Annotated in this window: 17 protein-coding genes; 7 read left to right on the top strand and 10 right to left on the bottom strand. The window is 68.8% G+C overall.

All coding sequences use genetic code 11. The annotated features are described in order from the left end of the window. Nucleotides 1–15: 15 nt before the first annotated feature. From E5CHR_RS02745 to senB, 8 genes are all read right to left on the bottom strand, one after another. Nucleotides 16–399 (bottom strand): RidA family protein, encoded by a 384-nt coding sequence (locus E5CHR_RS02745; protein WP_162578267.1) that lies wholly within the window; start codon nt 397–399, stop codon nt 16–18. A 35-nt stretch (nt 400–434) separates the two neighbouring features. Beyond that, on the bottom strand, nt 435–710 hold the full coding sequence (locus tag E5CHR_RS02740; protein WP_162578266.1) for a DUF2164 domain-containing protein: 276 nt from the start codon (nt 708–710) through the stop codon (nt 435–437). 48 nt (nt 711–758) lie between these two features. Then, on the bottom strand, nt 759–1532 hold the full coding sequence (locus tag E5CHR_RS02735; RefSeq protein WP_197893835.1) for an esterase/lipase family protein: 774 nt from the start codon (nt 1530–1532) through the stop codon (nt 759–761). 67 nt (nt 1533–1599) lie between these two features. Continuing rightward, nucleotides 1600–2232, bottom strand: coding sequence for a TetR/AcrR family transcriptional regulator (locus E5CHR_RS02730; RefSeq protein WP_162578265.1), 633 nt, complete (start codon nt 2230–2232; stop codon nt 1600–1602). Nucleotides 2233–2247: 15 nt separating this feature from the next. Then, nucleotides 2248–2727: a phasin family protein gene (locus E5CHR_RS02725; protein ID WP_162578264.1), complete on the bottom strand. Its 480-nt coding sequence runs from the start codon at nt 2725–2727 to the stop codon at nt 2248–2250. 52 nt (nt 2728–2779) lie between these two features. Then, complete coding sequence (locus E5CHR_RS02720) at nt 2780–3331, bottom strand: hypothetical protein (protein WP_174255684.1); 552 nt, start codon at nt 3329–3331, stop codon at nt 2780–2782. A 162-nt stretch (nt 3332–3493) separates the two neighbouring features. Then, entirely contained in the window at nt 3494–4555 is a 1062-nt protein-coding gene (selD, locus tag E5CHR_RS02715) for a selenide, water dikinase SelD (RefSeq protein ID WP_162578263.1), read from the bottom strand. Between the two features lie 27 nt (nt 4556–4582). Continuing rightward, nucleotides 4583–5545 (bottom strand): selenoneine biosynthesis selenosugar synthase SenB, encoded by a 963-nt coding sequence (senB, locus tag E5CHR_RS02710; RefSeq protein WP_162578262.1) that lies wholly within the window; start codon nt 5543–5545, stop codon nt 4583–4585. A 29-nt stretch (nt 5546–5574) separates the two neighbouring features. Between senB and senA the strand changes: the two genes are divergently transcribed. The 6 genes from senA to rocF all read left to right on the top strand — a co-directional run bounded on the left by senA (nt 5575) and on the right by rocF (nt 11155). Beyond that, nucleotides 5575–6756 (top strand): selenoneine synthase SenA, encoded by a 1182-nt coding sequence (senA, locus tag E5CHR_RS02705; protein ID WP_162578261.1) that lies wholly within the window; start codon nt 5575–5577, stop codon nt 6754–6756. 24 nt (nt 6757–6780) lie between these two features. Continuing rightward, complete coding sequence (locus E5CHR_RS02700) at nt 6781–7656, top strand: putative selenate ABC transporter substrate-binding protein (RefSeq protein WP_197893834.1); 876 nt, start codon at nt 6781–6783, stop codon at nt 7654–7656. Nucleotides 7657–7670: 14 nt separating this feature from the next. After that, on the top strand, nt 7671–8501 hold the full coding sequence (locus E5CHR_RS02695; RefSeq protein WP_443083056.1) for a phosphonate ABC transporter ATP-binding protein: 831 nt from the start codon (nt 7671–7673) through the stop codon (nt 8499–8501). Next, nucleotides 8498–9334 (top strand): PhnE/PtxC family ABC transporter permease, encoded by an 837-nt coding sequence (locus E5CHR_RS02690; protein WP_162578259.1) that lies wholly within the window; start codon nt 8498–8500, stop codon nt 9332–9334. The genes E5CHR_RS02695 and E5CHR_RS02690 overlap by 4 nt, the downstream gene beginning before the upstream one ends. 65 nt (nt 9335–9399) lie before the next feature. Then, entirely contained in the window at nt 9400–10209 is an 810-nt protein-coding gene (phnE, locus tag E5CHR_RS02685; protein ID WP_162583528.1) for a phosphonate ABC transporter, permease protein PhnE, read from the top strand. A gap of 28 nt (nt 10210–10237) precedes the next feature. Then, the gene (gene rocF, locus E5CHR_RS02680) at nt 10238–11155 is read left to right on the top strand and encodes an arginase (protein ID WP_162578258.1); all 918 of its coding nucleotides are present in this window, start codon (nt 10238–10240) and stop codon (nt 11153–11155) included. Between the two features lie 12 nt (nt 11156–11167). Here rocF and E5CHR_RS02675 read toward each other — a convergent pair whose 3' ends face one another. Next, nucleotides 11168–11365 (bottom strand): hypothetical protein, encoded by a 198-nt coding sequence (locus E5CHR_RS02675; protein WP_162578257.1) that lies wholly within the window; start codon nt 11363–11365, stop codon nt 11168–11170. Nucleotides 11366–11507: 142 nt separating this feature from the next. Next, nucleotides 11508–11885, bottom strand: coding sequence for a VOC family protein (locus tag E5CHR_RS02670; RefSeq protein ID WP_162578256.1), 378 nt, complete (start codon nt 11883–11885; stop codon nt 11508–11510). 205 nt (nt 11886–12090) lie between these two features. Here E5CHR_RS02670 and E5CHR_RS02665 point away from each other — a divergent pair, with 205 nt between their 5' ends. Then, nucleotides 12091–12318, top strand: a complete 228-nt coding sequence (locus tag E5CHR_RS02665) for a hypothetical protein (RefSeq protein ID WP_162578255.1) — start codon at nt 12091–12093, stop codon at nt 12316–12318. The last annotated feature ends 4 nt before the right edge of the window (nt 12319–12322 follow it).

The raw sequence follows: 12322 nt of genomic DNA, 5'->3' as shown, positions 1-12322 counted from the left end.
GGCCTGAACCAGGGATCAGACGCGTTTGCGCGCGGTGACCTCGATCTCGATCTTCATCCGCGGGTCTGCCAGGCCCGCAGAGATCATCATCGCGGCCGGCCTGCATTCGCCGAAATACCTGCGCAGCACGGGCCAGCAAGCGGGAAAGTCTTCCGCCCGGGGCAGCACGTAGTTGACGCGCACCACATCCTTGAAAGAGGCGCCCGCTTCGGCCAGCGCCGCGCCGATGTTCAGCAGGCATTGCTCGGCCTGCTCCACGACGCCGTCGCGAATGGTCATGGTCGCGTAGTCGAAGCCCGTGGTGCCGGAGACGAACACCCATTCGCCGTCCACCACGGCGCGGGAATAGCCGATTTCCTGTTCGAAGGTCGAGCCGGAACTGATGAGTCTGCGCGTCATGGGCTTGCTTGCGAAGTCGAGGAAAGAGGGAATCTTCACTTCCTCGATCTGCGCTGCGCGTCGTATTTGCGCCAGTACTGGAACTCGTCCTCGTGGACCTCGATGTCGATTTCCGAGATCCGCGCCTGCAGGCGCTCCTGAACATCGGCGACCGCCTGGTTGTAGATCGCCGGTCCGATCTCTTCGACAAAGAAGCCCAGGAGCGCGCCGGCGGCGATGTTCCCGATGCGTTCTTCCATGTTTTCCTGGAAGTAGCGCTCGATCGACTTGATGGCTTCCGCTCGGGCTTCCTTGTTCAGTTCGATGGGCATGGTCGTGACGTGTGTGGCTCGGTGCTCGACGAATGGATCTGCCGGAGCCTACTCCGGCCGCCCCGGATCCGGGTAGACCAGCGGCCCCCACAGCCCGCGATCGAACGGCTTCCATTGCCCTTCGGCCTGCGCCAGCCGGTCGGCCAGCGCATAGAGCACGGCCGGATGCGCACCCAGGCCCAGGTGGCTGGCGATCACCTCGATGTTCTCGGATTGCGGCCCCGCTTCTTCCACGCTGCAGCGCCAGGCGACCACGCCATCGCTGCGGCTGAAGATGGAGGTGGTGGGCACCGGCGGCGTGGGCCGCACGTGCTTCATGCGGCGCGGGTCCTCCGCGCTCTGGCCGCTCACGCCTTCGTAGACCCGCCAGGCGTTGGTGGCGCGCGCGCTGCCCGTGAAGGGGCTGCCCAGGGTGACCACGCTGCGAACCCACTGCGGGTGGCGCGCGGCGAGGAGTCGCGCATAGACGCCGCCGAGGCTCCAGCCCACCAGGCTGACCTTGCGGCCGCTCTCGGCGTGCAGCGCTTCGAGCTTGGCGGTCATGCCGTCCTCGATGCCTTCGCGCGGGCCGAGGTTGCGCCCGAGCCCCCAGCCCTGCGCGTCGTAGCCGCGGCCTTCGAGATAGCGCCGCAACAGCTTGGTCGACATGTCGCTGGCCACCAGGCCTGGCAGCACCAGCACCGGATGGCCGTCGCCGCGCGGCGTGAGTTGCAGGAGCGGCCACAAGGCCAGGGCTGCGCCGGCCTCCCACAGGGCGCGTCCTTCGGCCAGCAGCAGCAGGCGCGAAGGGGGCTTGATCGGTTCACCGGCGGTTGCCATCATGAATCTCTCCTTCGTTCTCAGTCACCGCGCGCGTGCGCGCGGTTCCCTCAGGGGCGGGCTTTGCCGGTTATCCGAGGTATTTGCCACGCAGGTAATCAAGATAAGCCCTCGATTCGCGTGAAACATACGGAGAAACCAGCGTCAGCGTATAGAACGCCGCCAGCCCCGGATCGGCCTGCTGCAGTGCGTCTCGCCCCGGCACCAGCCGTTCGAAGGAGAGCCAGCAAGTGGTGGTGAAGACCATCTGCAGGGCCACCATCTGCGCCTCTTCAGCCGTCGCCTCCATGACGCCCGCGGCGACGAGCGTCTCGCACAGCGACTGCGCAGCCAGCAGGTTCTGCGTGGTGAGGGCCTGGGCCCGCTGGCCCAGCGCCGGGTACTCGCCGGCCAGGAAGGCCATGTCGCGGTAGACGAAGCGGTAGGCGTCGATGGCCTCGAAGCGCAGGTGCAGCGCGAGCCACAGGTCGTCGATCGCGCGCACCGAATTCGAAGAAGCGTTGAGCAGGTCGAGCCGGTCCTCGAAGCGCCGGAACAGGCGATCGACGATCAGCTGCTTGGCCTTGAAGTGGTAATGCAGGTTGCCCGGGCTCATCTGCAGCTCCGCCGCGATGCGGTGCGTGGAGACGGCGGCGAGCCCCTGCGCGTTGAACAGCGCCAGGCTGGTCTCGAGGATGCGCTCGCGGGTGGTGGGGCTCGCCACGGTCTGGGCGGGTTGTCAGCGCTTGCGGCCGGATTCGATGCGGTCCAGGTGTTCGAGCAGGCGCTTGATCTGCTCGCGCAGTTCCTGGACCTCCTGCGCCGTCGGCATGCCGAGCCGCTGCAGCGCGGTGGCGACGCGCTGGTCGAACACATCCTCGAACTTGCGGATCCCGAAGCTCTCGAGCGCGAAGCCACGGGGCGCGCCGTCGCCCTTGGGCTGGCCGATGCCGAGCAGGCTCTCGATGACATTGGTCTGGCGCTTGACGACGTCGTCGCGCACGTTGCCCAAGGCCTTGAGGCCGGCACGCAGCAGGCCTTGCGCGCCGGCCTGCTTGCCTTGTTGCGATGCCTTCTTGACGGTCGCCACCTTCTTCGCCGGCGGTGCCTTCTTGCGCGGCGCTGCCGGCTTGCCCGTCTTCTTCGCGGGGAGCATCTTCTTGCCGGCCGCAGCCGCCTTCTTCTTCACGCTGACGGTTTCATCGCGGCGAGTCGCCATGCGTTGCTCCAGGACAGGTCGATCGTAAAGGTGGCCGGCCGTGCGCCAGCGCTCAGGCGGCCTTGCGTGCAGTGCGCACCGGGCGGCGCGCGGCCGTGCGGGCCTTGGCCTTCACAGTCTTGACCGGCATCGCCTCGTCGGACGTGCCCGCCACGCGGCTTTCGATCTGCCTGGCACCGGCAGAGATGCGCTCGGCGATCTGCACAGAGACGGCGGCGATCGGCTGATGCAGGTTGCCCAGGGCCTGCAGCACAGCGCTGCCGAACGGCGATTCGATGCGGGCGGCGGCGTTGGCGGCCGATTCGATGCCGCTTTGGGTGGTGCCGGCGATGCGGTCCATCACTGAGACGACGCGACCGGTGTCGATGTCGAGACGGTTGGCCAGGAAGCCGTTGACCTTCTCCTGCGCACCGATCAGGCGGGCCTTCATCGTCTCGCTCACCAGCGGCAGCTGGCGGGCGTCGAGGAAACCGCTGGTGCGCGAAGCGGCGCCGTTCAGCAGGCGATGGGCGCCGGCACGGTAGGCGCCGACCAGCGTCTTGCCGGCATCGTTGTACTGCCCGACCACGTGGACGGCGGCGCTGGAGAAGTTTTGCGTGGACATGGTGATGATTTCCTTGAAGTGGGATGGGACACATGAGGCCGGGAACCGATCCCGCCATCGTTCGCGGCATGTTTCCGACGCGATGCCCGCATCTTCTTCGCGAAGCCCTAGGCCTGAAAAACTAGAAGCGTCGGATAGTTAGGCCAACTGCCCCAGATTTCGCTAAGCGTTGACGCGCAAGCCAGGGGCCCCGGCCTCCATGCGGCCGATCACGCAGGCGGCCTCGAAACCCTGTTCATGGAACAGCGCCAGCACCTGCGGCACGCTGTCCGGCGCACAGCTCACGAGCAGCCCGCCCGAGGTCTGCGGGTCGCTCAACAGGTCCTGCGCCACCGGCGGCAGCGCGGCATCGAGCCGCACCTCGGCGCCATAGCCGGCCCAGTTGCGGCCCGAGGCGCCGGTGACGAAGCCTTGGGCCGCCATCTCGGCGACACCGGGCAGCAGGGGCACCTGAGGCCAGTCGACGACCGCCTGCAGCCCGGCGCCGCGCGCCATCTCCAGCGTGTGGCCCGCCAGGCCGAAGCCCGTGACGTCGGTCAGTGCGTGCACACCGTCGAGCGCCGCCAACGCGATGCCGGGCTTGTTGAGCCGCGTGGTGTTGGCCACCAGTTGCGCATAGCCCTCGGCGTCGAGCTTCTCCTTCTTGAGCGCGGCCGACAGCACCCCGACGCCGAGCGGCTTGCCGAGCACCAGCACGTCGCCGGCCTTCGCATCGGCATTGCGCTTGAGACGTTTCGGATGCACGAGCCCCATGACCACCAGCCCGTAGATCGGCTCGACCGAGTCGATCGTGTGGCCACCCGCGATCGGGATGCCGGCTTCGCGGCACACCGCCTGGCCTCCGCGCACCACCGCGCCGATGACCTCCAGCGGCAGCTGGTTGACGGGCATCGCCACCAGCGCGAGCGCCATGATCGGCGTGCCGCCCATGGCGTAGACATCGCTGATGGCATTGGTCGCAGCGATGCGGCCGAAGTCGAAGGGGTCGTCGACGATCGGCATGAAGAAGTCGGTGGTGGCGATCAGCGCCTGCTCGTCGTTGAGCTGGTAGACCGCAGCGTCGTCGGCGGTTTCGATGCCGACCAGCAGCTCGGGCGGGATGATGCCGCTGCCGCTGCTTCGCAGGATCTCCGACAGCACGCCCGGGGCGATCTTGCAGCCGCAGCCGCCGCCGTGGGAGAAGCTGGTGAGACGGATGGCCGGGGCGGTGATTCGATCGTTCATGGTGTCTCGCTTTCCAGGTCTGGCCGATTATGGTGGTGCGAGCAGGTCTCGCAGCAGACGCCGCACGCTTGCACGTTCGGCCGAAGTGGTGAAGAGCGACTCGCGCGGTGCGCACTGCGCCTTCAGGCGCGCCGCGAAGGCGGCCTCGGCCGCGAAGCGTTCCATCAGCGCCGCCAGCGCCGCGTCGTCGCCAGCGGGAAAGTAGCCTTCATAGTCCGTGCCCAGCAGCCCCAGGTTGCCGCCGATGCGGCTGGCCAGCACCGGCACCCCCGCACGCACGGCCTCGATGACCACCTGAGCACCGCCTTCCATCCGGCTCATGTGCACCAGCGCACGGGCGCGCGCGATCCAGCGCCGCGCGGCGTCGGGCGGGAGCCCGCCGAGCCAGCGGTAGTGCGGGCATTCGGCCATGGTGCGGCGTGCGGCCTCGCCGAGTTCGGGCGCCAGCGCCTCCCCAATGTGCACGATGCGGATCGGCGTGTGCGCGGGCAAGCGGCGCGCCGCCCCCATCAGCGTGAGCGGGTCCTTCTCATCACGCAAATGCCCGACCGCAACCAGGTTGAAGCTGCGGACCGCCGTGCCGCGGCGCAGCCGGGGTGCCGATTGCAGGATGACGCGGGTCTTCGTGCGCTCCGCCGGCCCGAGGCGATCGAGCGCATCGGGCTGCAGCACCACGAGTTGGCTGGCACACTGCAGCGAATGCCGAGCAGCTTCGTTCTCTTCAATGTCGCGATACACGTCGGTGCCGGTCAGGACCAGCGCGATCGGGCAGTTGGGGCGCGCCGCACGCAGTCGCGCGATCGCCTCGGCGGAGCGGCGGGCATGCAGCGCGATCATCGCGTCGCAAGGCGCGCCGTCCCAGCCACGGGCGATCTTCACCTCGGCCACCGCCTCCAGGAAGCGGCTCCAGCGCGACGCGGTGCGCCAGTTGCCGTTGTTCGCGTCTGCCAGCGCGGGCGTGACGATCAGGACGTGCGGCTTTTCCTTCATCGGCGCATTCTGTCAGGGGCAACATCGCCATGACCGGCGCGCGCACCCTCGCCGGCGAAGCGCTCGCAACCGTGCTGCGGGAATGCCGAGCCCGCACGCGGGCCTGGACCTTCGACCTGAGCGACGCGCAATGGCAGGTGCCTCGCCACGCGGGCGTGAACCTCGTCGCCTGGGAGCTGTCGCACCTCGCCTGGTTCGGCGAGTTCTGGGTGCTGCGCGGTCCGCATTCGGTCGACGCGCACGGACATGTGCAGGCCGGCGCGCCGGCACGGATCGCAGGCCCCGACGCCCTGTTCGACTCGTCTCGGCTTCCCCACATCGCCCGCTGGTCGGCCGCGCTGCCTACGCGCGAGGAGATCGCCGCGCGGCTCGATGCGCAGCTCGAGGCCTGCCTGGCCGCGCTGGCGCAATGCGATGGCAGTGACGAGGCCCTGTACTTCCATCGGCTGACGCTGTTCCATGAAGACATGCACGGCGAGGCCTTCGCCTGGCTGCGTGCCACGCTCGGCTATCCCGCGCCTGCAGGCGTGGCCGCGCTGCCACGGATGACCGAAGCGCCTCCCATCGAAATGCCCGCGGCGCAGGCTCGCATCGGCTGGCCAACCGCGCGCGTGGGCTTCGCTTTCGACAACGAGCTCGTCGAGCATCCGGTCCGCCTGGACGCCTGCCAGATCGACGCCTCGCCGGTCACGGCAGGCCGATACCTGCGCTTCGTGGAAGCCGGCGGCTACGACGACCCGGCGTTCTGGCCCGGCGAGGCCGGGCGCTGGCGCGCGACGCAGCCCTGCAGCCACCCGGCGCGCTGGCGGCGCCTGTCGCAGCAATGGGAGACGCGCTGGTTCGACCGCTGGCTGCCGCTCGACCCCGGGCAGCCCGTGATCCATGTCAGCGCCTGGGAAGCCGAGGCCTATGCGCGCTGGGCCGGCCGCCGCCTGCCGACGGCTGCCGAATGGGAGCATGCGGCCGCCACGCAGCCCGGCTTTGCCTGGGGAAGCAGCGTGTGGGAATGGACCGCCACCACCTTCGCGCCCTACTCCGGCTTCGCGCCCGGTCCTTACCGCGACTACTCGGCCCCTTGGTTCGGCGACCATCGAGAACTGCGCGGCGGCGCCTTTGCCACGCACGCGAGGCTGCACGATCCGCGCTATCGCAACTTCTTCCAGCCCGGCCGCAACGACGTGTTCGCCGGCTTCAGGACTGCGGCTCCTTAAACTTCGGACCTCCTTCCACTGGCGATGCCCTTCATGAAACGACAGTTCCTCCAGACCACCCTCTTCTGCCTGCTTGGGCTGGCCGCCGGCCTGTCGGCCCATGCGCAGACCCAGACCACGCTGCGCGTCTCGGCCATTCCCGACGAGGCGCCGACCGAGCTGCAGCGCAAGTTCAAGCCGCTGGGCGAGTACCTGAAGAAGGAAACCGGCCTCGACGTGCAGTTCACGCCCGTGACCGACTACGCGGCCGTGGTCGAAGGTTTGGCGAACAACAAGATCGACCTGGCGTGGCTCGGTGGCTTCACCTTCGTGCAGGCGAAGCTGCGCACCCAGGGCGGCGTGGTGCCGCTGGTGCAGCGCGCCGAGGACGAGGTCTTCACCAGCAAGTTCATCGTGCCTGTCGACAGCAAGGCCAAGACCCTCGCCGATCTCAAAGGCTCCACCTTCACTTTCGGTGCGCCCTCTTCCACCTCGGGCAGCCTGATGCCGCGCCATTTCCTGCTGCAGGCCGGCATCGACCCGGAGAAGGATTTCAAGACCGTCGCCTATTCGGGCGCGCACGACGCCACCGTGGCCTTCGTCGCGGCAGGCCGGGCCGAGGCCGGAGTGCTCAACGCCTCGGTCTGGGACAAACTCGTCGAGGCGAAGAACCCCAACGCAGCCAAGGTGCGCGTGCTGGCTACCACGGCGCCCTACTACGACTACAACTGGACGGCACGGCCCGGGCTCGACCCGGCCGTCCAGAAGAAGCTCACCGACGCCTTCCTCAAGCTGGATGCGGCCAACCCCGCGCACCAGGAGATCCTGTCGCTGCAGCGCGCCTCGAAGTTCGTTCCGACCAAGGCCTCGAACTACGACAGCATTGAGGCGGCGGCGCGCTCGGCGGGTCTCATCAAATAGCCGGGGACGCGCCGTTGATTGCCGAAGCCGCGCTGGCGCTGGAGGATGTCGGCCTGGTCCATGCCAATGGCCAGCGCGCGCTGCAAGGGGTCACGCTGCGGGTGCCGCCGGGTGCGCGCGTTGCCATCATCGGCCCCTCGGGGGCCGGCAAGACCAGCCTGCTGCGCATCGCCGCCTGCGCACTGCGCGCCGGCGAGGGGCGCGTCGAGCTGCTGGGCGCGCGGCCCTGGCAGCTGCGCGCCCGGCCGCTGAAGGCGCTGCGCGCGCGCATCGGGTTGATCCACCAGGCGCCGCCAATTCCGCCGCGGCTGCGCGTGATCACGGCGGTGCTGGCCGGGCGACTGGGCGCGTGGTCGGGCCCGCACGCCCTGGCTTCGCTGCTGGTGCCGCGCGACATCGCCGGCGCGCAGGCCGCGCTGGCGCGGCTGGACCTGGCCGACCGGCTGTTCGACCGCTGCGACCGGCTCTCCGGCGGCCAGTTGCAGCGCGTCGGCATGGCGCGCGTGCTCTACCAGGCGCCCGAGCTGCTGCTGGCCGACGAGCCGGTGTCGGCGCTCGACCCGGCGCTGGCCGACCTCGCGGTGGGCGAGCTGATCGCGCAGAGCCGGTCCACCGGGGCGACGCTGATCGCCTCCTTGCACGCGGTCGACCTGGCCCTGAAGTGGTTCGACCGCATCGTCGGCCTGCGGGCGGGCGTTGTGGTCTTCGATGCGCCGGCCGTCGCCGTCAGCCGCACGATGCTGCAGGAGCTCTATGCGACCGAGGGCAGCGCGCTGCCGACGCAGGCGCCGGGCTTCGTGCTCGAAGAGCGCCGCGCACCTGCACGGACCGTCGTCTGCCGATGAGCGCGTTGCAGCGTCCGCCGCCCTTGCGCGATTCGCTCGCGCGCCGCCGGCTGGGCGCACTGTTGCTGGCGCTGGTGGTGCTGTGGCCGATGCTCGTCGTTGCCGAATTCAAGCCCCAGGCGCTGCTGGCGCCCGGCAGCCTGCGGGTGATGGGCGCCTTCCTGGCGGGCTTCCTGCCGCCGGCGCTCAATGCAGAATTTCTCGGCCTGCTGGCGCGCGCGACGCTGGAAACCCTCGCGATGGCGACCGCGGGCGTCGCACTCGCTTTTGTGGTCGCAGTGCCACTGGCCTTCGTGGTGACGCGCTCGTTGTCGATCTCGCGCATCGGGCCCGGCCCTGGCCGATGGCGCGGCGCGGGCATCCGGACGGCGGCGCGCGGCCTGCTCACCGTGCTGCGCGCAATCCCGGAACTGGTATGGGCGCTGCTCCTGGTGCGCGCCTTCGGCCTGGGCCCCGCGGCGGGCGTGCTGGCGCTTGCGATCACCTACGGCGGCATGCTCGGCAAGGTCTACGCGGAGATCCTCGAATCGGGCGACACGCGGCCCGCCCGCGCGCTGCTCGAGGCCGGCAGCGGGCGCATCGCCGCGCTGTGCTACGGCCTCCTGCCGGGCGCGGCGCAGGAGCTGGCCTCCTACACCGTCTACCGCTGGGAGTGCGCGGTGCGTGCCTCGGTCGTGATGGGCTTCGTCGGCGCCGGCGGGCTGGGCCAGCTGATGGACCAGTCGATGAAGATGCTCAACGGTGGCGAGGCCTGCAGCATCTTGATCGTGTTCCTGCTGCTGGTCCTGATGGCCGATGCCTTGAGTGCGGGCCTGCGAAGGTGGCTGGCATGAGCCGCACGGCCGCTCCGAAGGCGAACAGCACCGCAGCCGAAGGCGCAGGTACTCCGGTGAGTTCCATGCGCCCGACAGCCACTGAACGCGCCCGCGCCGCCGGCCCCTGCCTCGGGTGTGTGCTGGCCACGGCCACGATCCTCGCCGCGGTGATTGCCAGCTTCCTCTATCTCGGCATCGACTTTCGCGAACTCGTGGCACACGAGTCGCTGGCCGCGATGGCGAAGTTCGTGGCCGAGTTCTTTCCCCCGGACCTGTCACCCGGCTTCCTCGCCAAGACCGCCTGGGGCGCGCTGCAGACGCTGGCGGTCTCGGCGCTGGGCACGCTGCTCGCGATGCTGGCGGGTGCAGCGCTGGCGCTGCCCGCCTCGGGCCGCTTCGGTCCGGCGTTGCGCCAGGCCTCCCGCTTCGTGCTGAACCTGCTGCGCAGCGTGCCCGAGCTGGTGTGGGCGGCGCTGATGGTGCTGGCGGCCGGGCTCGGCCCGTTCGCCGGCGTGCTGGCCCTGGCACTGCACACCAGCGGCGTGTTCGGCCGTCTCTTCGGCGAGACGCTGGAGAACGTGCCGCCCACGCCCGAGCGGGCGCTGCGCGAAGCCGGCAGCGGCGCGGTCGCGGCCTTCGCCTACGGCAGCTTGCCGCTCGCGTGGCCTCAATGGCTCGCCTATGCGCTGTACCGTTGGGAGATGAACATCCGCATGGCGGCCGTGCTCGGCTTCGTCGGCGCCGGCGGATTGGGGCAGATGCTGTACTTTCATCTCTCGCTGTTCCAGCAGCCGCAGTCGGCGACGGTGATCGGCGCCATGTTCGTGCTGGTCTTCATCGTGGACACGGCGAGCGCGCTGTCCAGGCGCAGCCTGGCGCCGGTCCACGCCTGAAGAACATGACCCCCTCCGGAGATCGCTCATGAACACCTTCACCACCGTCGAACTGATCGGCGCTCCTACCGACATCGGCGCCAGTGTGCGCGGTGCCGGCATGGGGCCGGACGCGCTGCGGGTGGCGGACATCGCCGGCACCCTTTCGCGCCTGGGCTTCGAGATCGTGGACCGCGGCAACCTGGCCGGGCCCGCGACCCCCTGGGCCGCCCCGGCCAATGGGCTGAGGCACCTGGACGAAGTGGTGAGCTGGAACCGCGCGGTCTACGACGCCGTGGACCGTGCGCTCGGCGCCGGCCACCTGCCGCTCCTGATGGGCGGCGACCACTGCCTGGCCATCGGCTCCATCAGCGCCATCGCGTGGCACGCCCGAAAGCGCGGCAAGAAGCTGCGCGTGCTGTGGCTGGACGCGCATTCCGACGTCAACACCGAACGCACCAGTCCCAGCGGCAACATCCACGGCATGCCGGTCGCCTGCCTGCTAGGCCACGGCCCGCAGGCCCTGAGCGGCTGGAGCGGCGAGGCCGCGGCGCTGGAGCACGATGCCATCCGATTCATCGGCATTCGCAGCGTCGACGCGGAGGAGAAGGCCGCGATCCGCGCGCTCGGGCTCAACGTCTTCGACATGCGCCATATCGACGAGCACGGCATGCGCACCACCATGACCGAGGCGCTGCAGGACATCGACGAGGACACCCACCTGCACGTGAGCTTCGACCTCGACTGCCTGGACCCCGACTACGCGCCGGGCGTGGGCACCGGCGTGCGCGGCGGCCCGACCTGGCGCGAGATGCAGCTGTGCGTGGAGATGATTGCCGACACCGGCCGGCTCGCCTCGCTCGATGTCGTCGAGCTCAATCCCGCGCTGGACGTGCGCAACCGCACGGCGGAAGTGGCGGTGGAACTGATCGAGAGCCTGTTCGGCAAGTCGACGCTGGTGCGCTGAATCGCGTCGCCGTCAGACCAGGCGCGCGAACACGCTGGGGAACACGCGCACCGACAGGCCCAGGCTGCGGCGCACCGCCACGTCCTCCAGCCTCGCCCACTCGGTGGACGAGACCAGCGGCTGGCCAGTCTCCGGCAGCGTGCCGGCGTTGCTTTCTTCCAGGGAACGGGCCCACTCTTCAAAAGTGCGTTTTTGATGGCAGGAGGACATCAAGAGAAACTCCATCGGCGAACAGGATGGGCGAAGCGTACCGGCCACCTTTGCCAAAAGGCAGTGAATAGTTCACCGAAGAAAACGAAAAGCCAAACGCAACAACGCGACCTTGAATGCGCTTAGAACCTTTGGTTTATCTTTACTGATTGATGAGGTTGAGGATGTTGCCGTCGGGGTCCTTGAACCATGCGACCTTCATCTCGCCCGTGACGTGAATGTCGCCTTTGAGCCGCGTGTCGGGCATGTCGTAGTGCTCGAAGCGCACGCCCTTGGCCTTGAGCGCGCCGACGAGCGCCTCGATCTCGTCGCCGACGGCCCAGGTGACCGAGGTCGCCTGGTTGGTGCCGGCGTACTTCGAGCAATAGACGTTGAGCGTCGAGATGCCGCTCTGAAAGACGATCAGGTCATCACCGTCGGCCTCGATCGGCGTCAGTCCCAATGTCTCCTCGTAGAACCGCCTCGCCCGGTCGAGATCCTTCACCGCGAGGTTCGCAACGGCTTCCTTGTTTCCCAGCATGGCCTTGCTCCTTCAGAGAGGGCTGACGATCCAACCCCGCAGGAGCACCGTCGCACGGCAGCGGCGTGAAATCAATCGGCGGACGCGACGAGCGGGACCGTCAAACCAAAATGCAGCGAACCGTGAACTTTTCACCGCTGGATATTAGTCACATAGTCTTACATTCATAAGTACTCATTTTGAGATTCTGAGCGAGGAACAAAACATGGATGTACGAAAGATCGGGCTGCTGGTGGAACAACCGTTCGACGGTTCCTACTACTGGGTGATCCACGAGGACGTGCGCCACGACGGCCGCTTCGAGGCGCTGCAGCGCGCCGAGCGTCCCTTCGCCACCTATGCTGCCGCACTCGCGCAGGGCTATGGCGTGCTGCAGCGCCTCTGCGGCCTGACCGGCCTGCCGGCGTACGCGGCACGCGCGGTCGCGATGTGAGCCG

Source organism: Variovorax sp. PBS-H4, assembly GCF_901827205.1.
In the GTDB taxonomy this organism is placed as follows: Bacteria; Pseudomonadota; Gammaproteobacteria; order Burkholderiales; family Burkholderiaceae_C; genus Variovorax.
The sequence above is the reverse complement of the archived record's forward strand: the minus strand, read 5'-3'. Positions and strand labels throughout refer to the sequence as shown.

Bases quoted from the DNA above. Each gene is read 5' to 3' on its own strand.
- E5CHR_RS02745 (WP_162578267.1), bottom strand. From the start codon at position 399: ATGACGCGCAGACTCATCAGTTCCGGCTCGACCTTCGAACAGGAAATC.
- E5CHR_RS02740 (WP_162578266.1), bottom strand. From the start codon at position 710: ATGCCCATCGAACTGAACAAGGAAGCCCGAGCGGAAGCCATCAAGTCG.
- E5CHR_RS02735 (WP_197893835.1), bottom strand. From the start codon at position 1,532: ATGATGGCAACCGCCGGTGAACCGATCAAGCCCCCTTCGCGCCTGCTG.
- E5CHR_RS02725 (WP_162578264.1), bottom strand. From the start codon at position 2,727: ATGGCGACTCGCCGCGATGAAACCGTCAGCGTGAAGAAGAAGGCGGCT.
- E5CHR_RS02720 (WP_174255684.1), bottom strand. From the start codon at position 3,331: ATGTCCACGCAAAACTTCTCCAGCGCCGCCGTCCACGTGGTCGGGCAG.
- selD (WP_162578263.1), bottom strand. From the start codon at position 4,555: ATGAACGATCGAATCACCGCCCCGGCCATCCGTCTCACCAGCTTCTCC.
- senB (WP_162578262.1), bottom strand. From the start codon at position 5,545: ATGAAGGAAAAGCCGCACGTCCTGATCGTCACGCCCGCGCTGGCAGAC.
- senA (WP_162578261.1), top strand. From the start codon at position 5,575: ATGACCGGCGCGCGCACCCTCGCCGGCGAAGCGCTCGCAACCGTGCTG.
- E5CHR_RS02700 (WP_197893834.1), top strand. From the start codon at position 6,781: ATGCCCTTCATGAAACGACAGTTCCTCCAGACCACCCTCTTCTGCCTG.
- E5CHR_RS02690 (WP_162578259.1), top strand. From the start codon at position 8,498: ATGAGCGCGTTGCAGCGTCCGCCGCCCTTGCGCGATTCGCTCGCGCGC.
- phnE (WP_162583528.1), top strand. From the start codon at position 9,400: ATGCGCCCGACAGCCACTGAACGCGCCCGCGCCGCCGGCCCCTGCCTC.
- rocF (WP_162578258.1), top strand. From the start codon at position 10,238: ATGAACACCTTCACCACCGTCGAACTGATCGGCGCTCCTACCGACATC.
- E5CHR_RS02675 (WP_162578257.1), bottom strand. From the start codon at position 11,365: ATGTCCTCCTGCCATCAAAAACGCACTTTTGAAGAGTGGGCCCGTTCC.
- E5CHR_RS02670 (WP_162578256.1), bottom strand. From the start codon at position 11,885: ATGCTGGGAAACAAGGAAGCCGTTGCGAACCTCGCGGTGAAGGATCTC.
- E5CHR_RS02665 (WP_162578255.1), top strand. From the start codon at position 12,091: ATGGATGTACGAAAGATCGGGCTGCTGGTGGAACAACCGTTCGACGGT.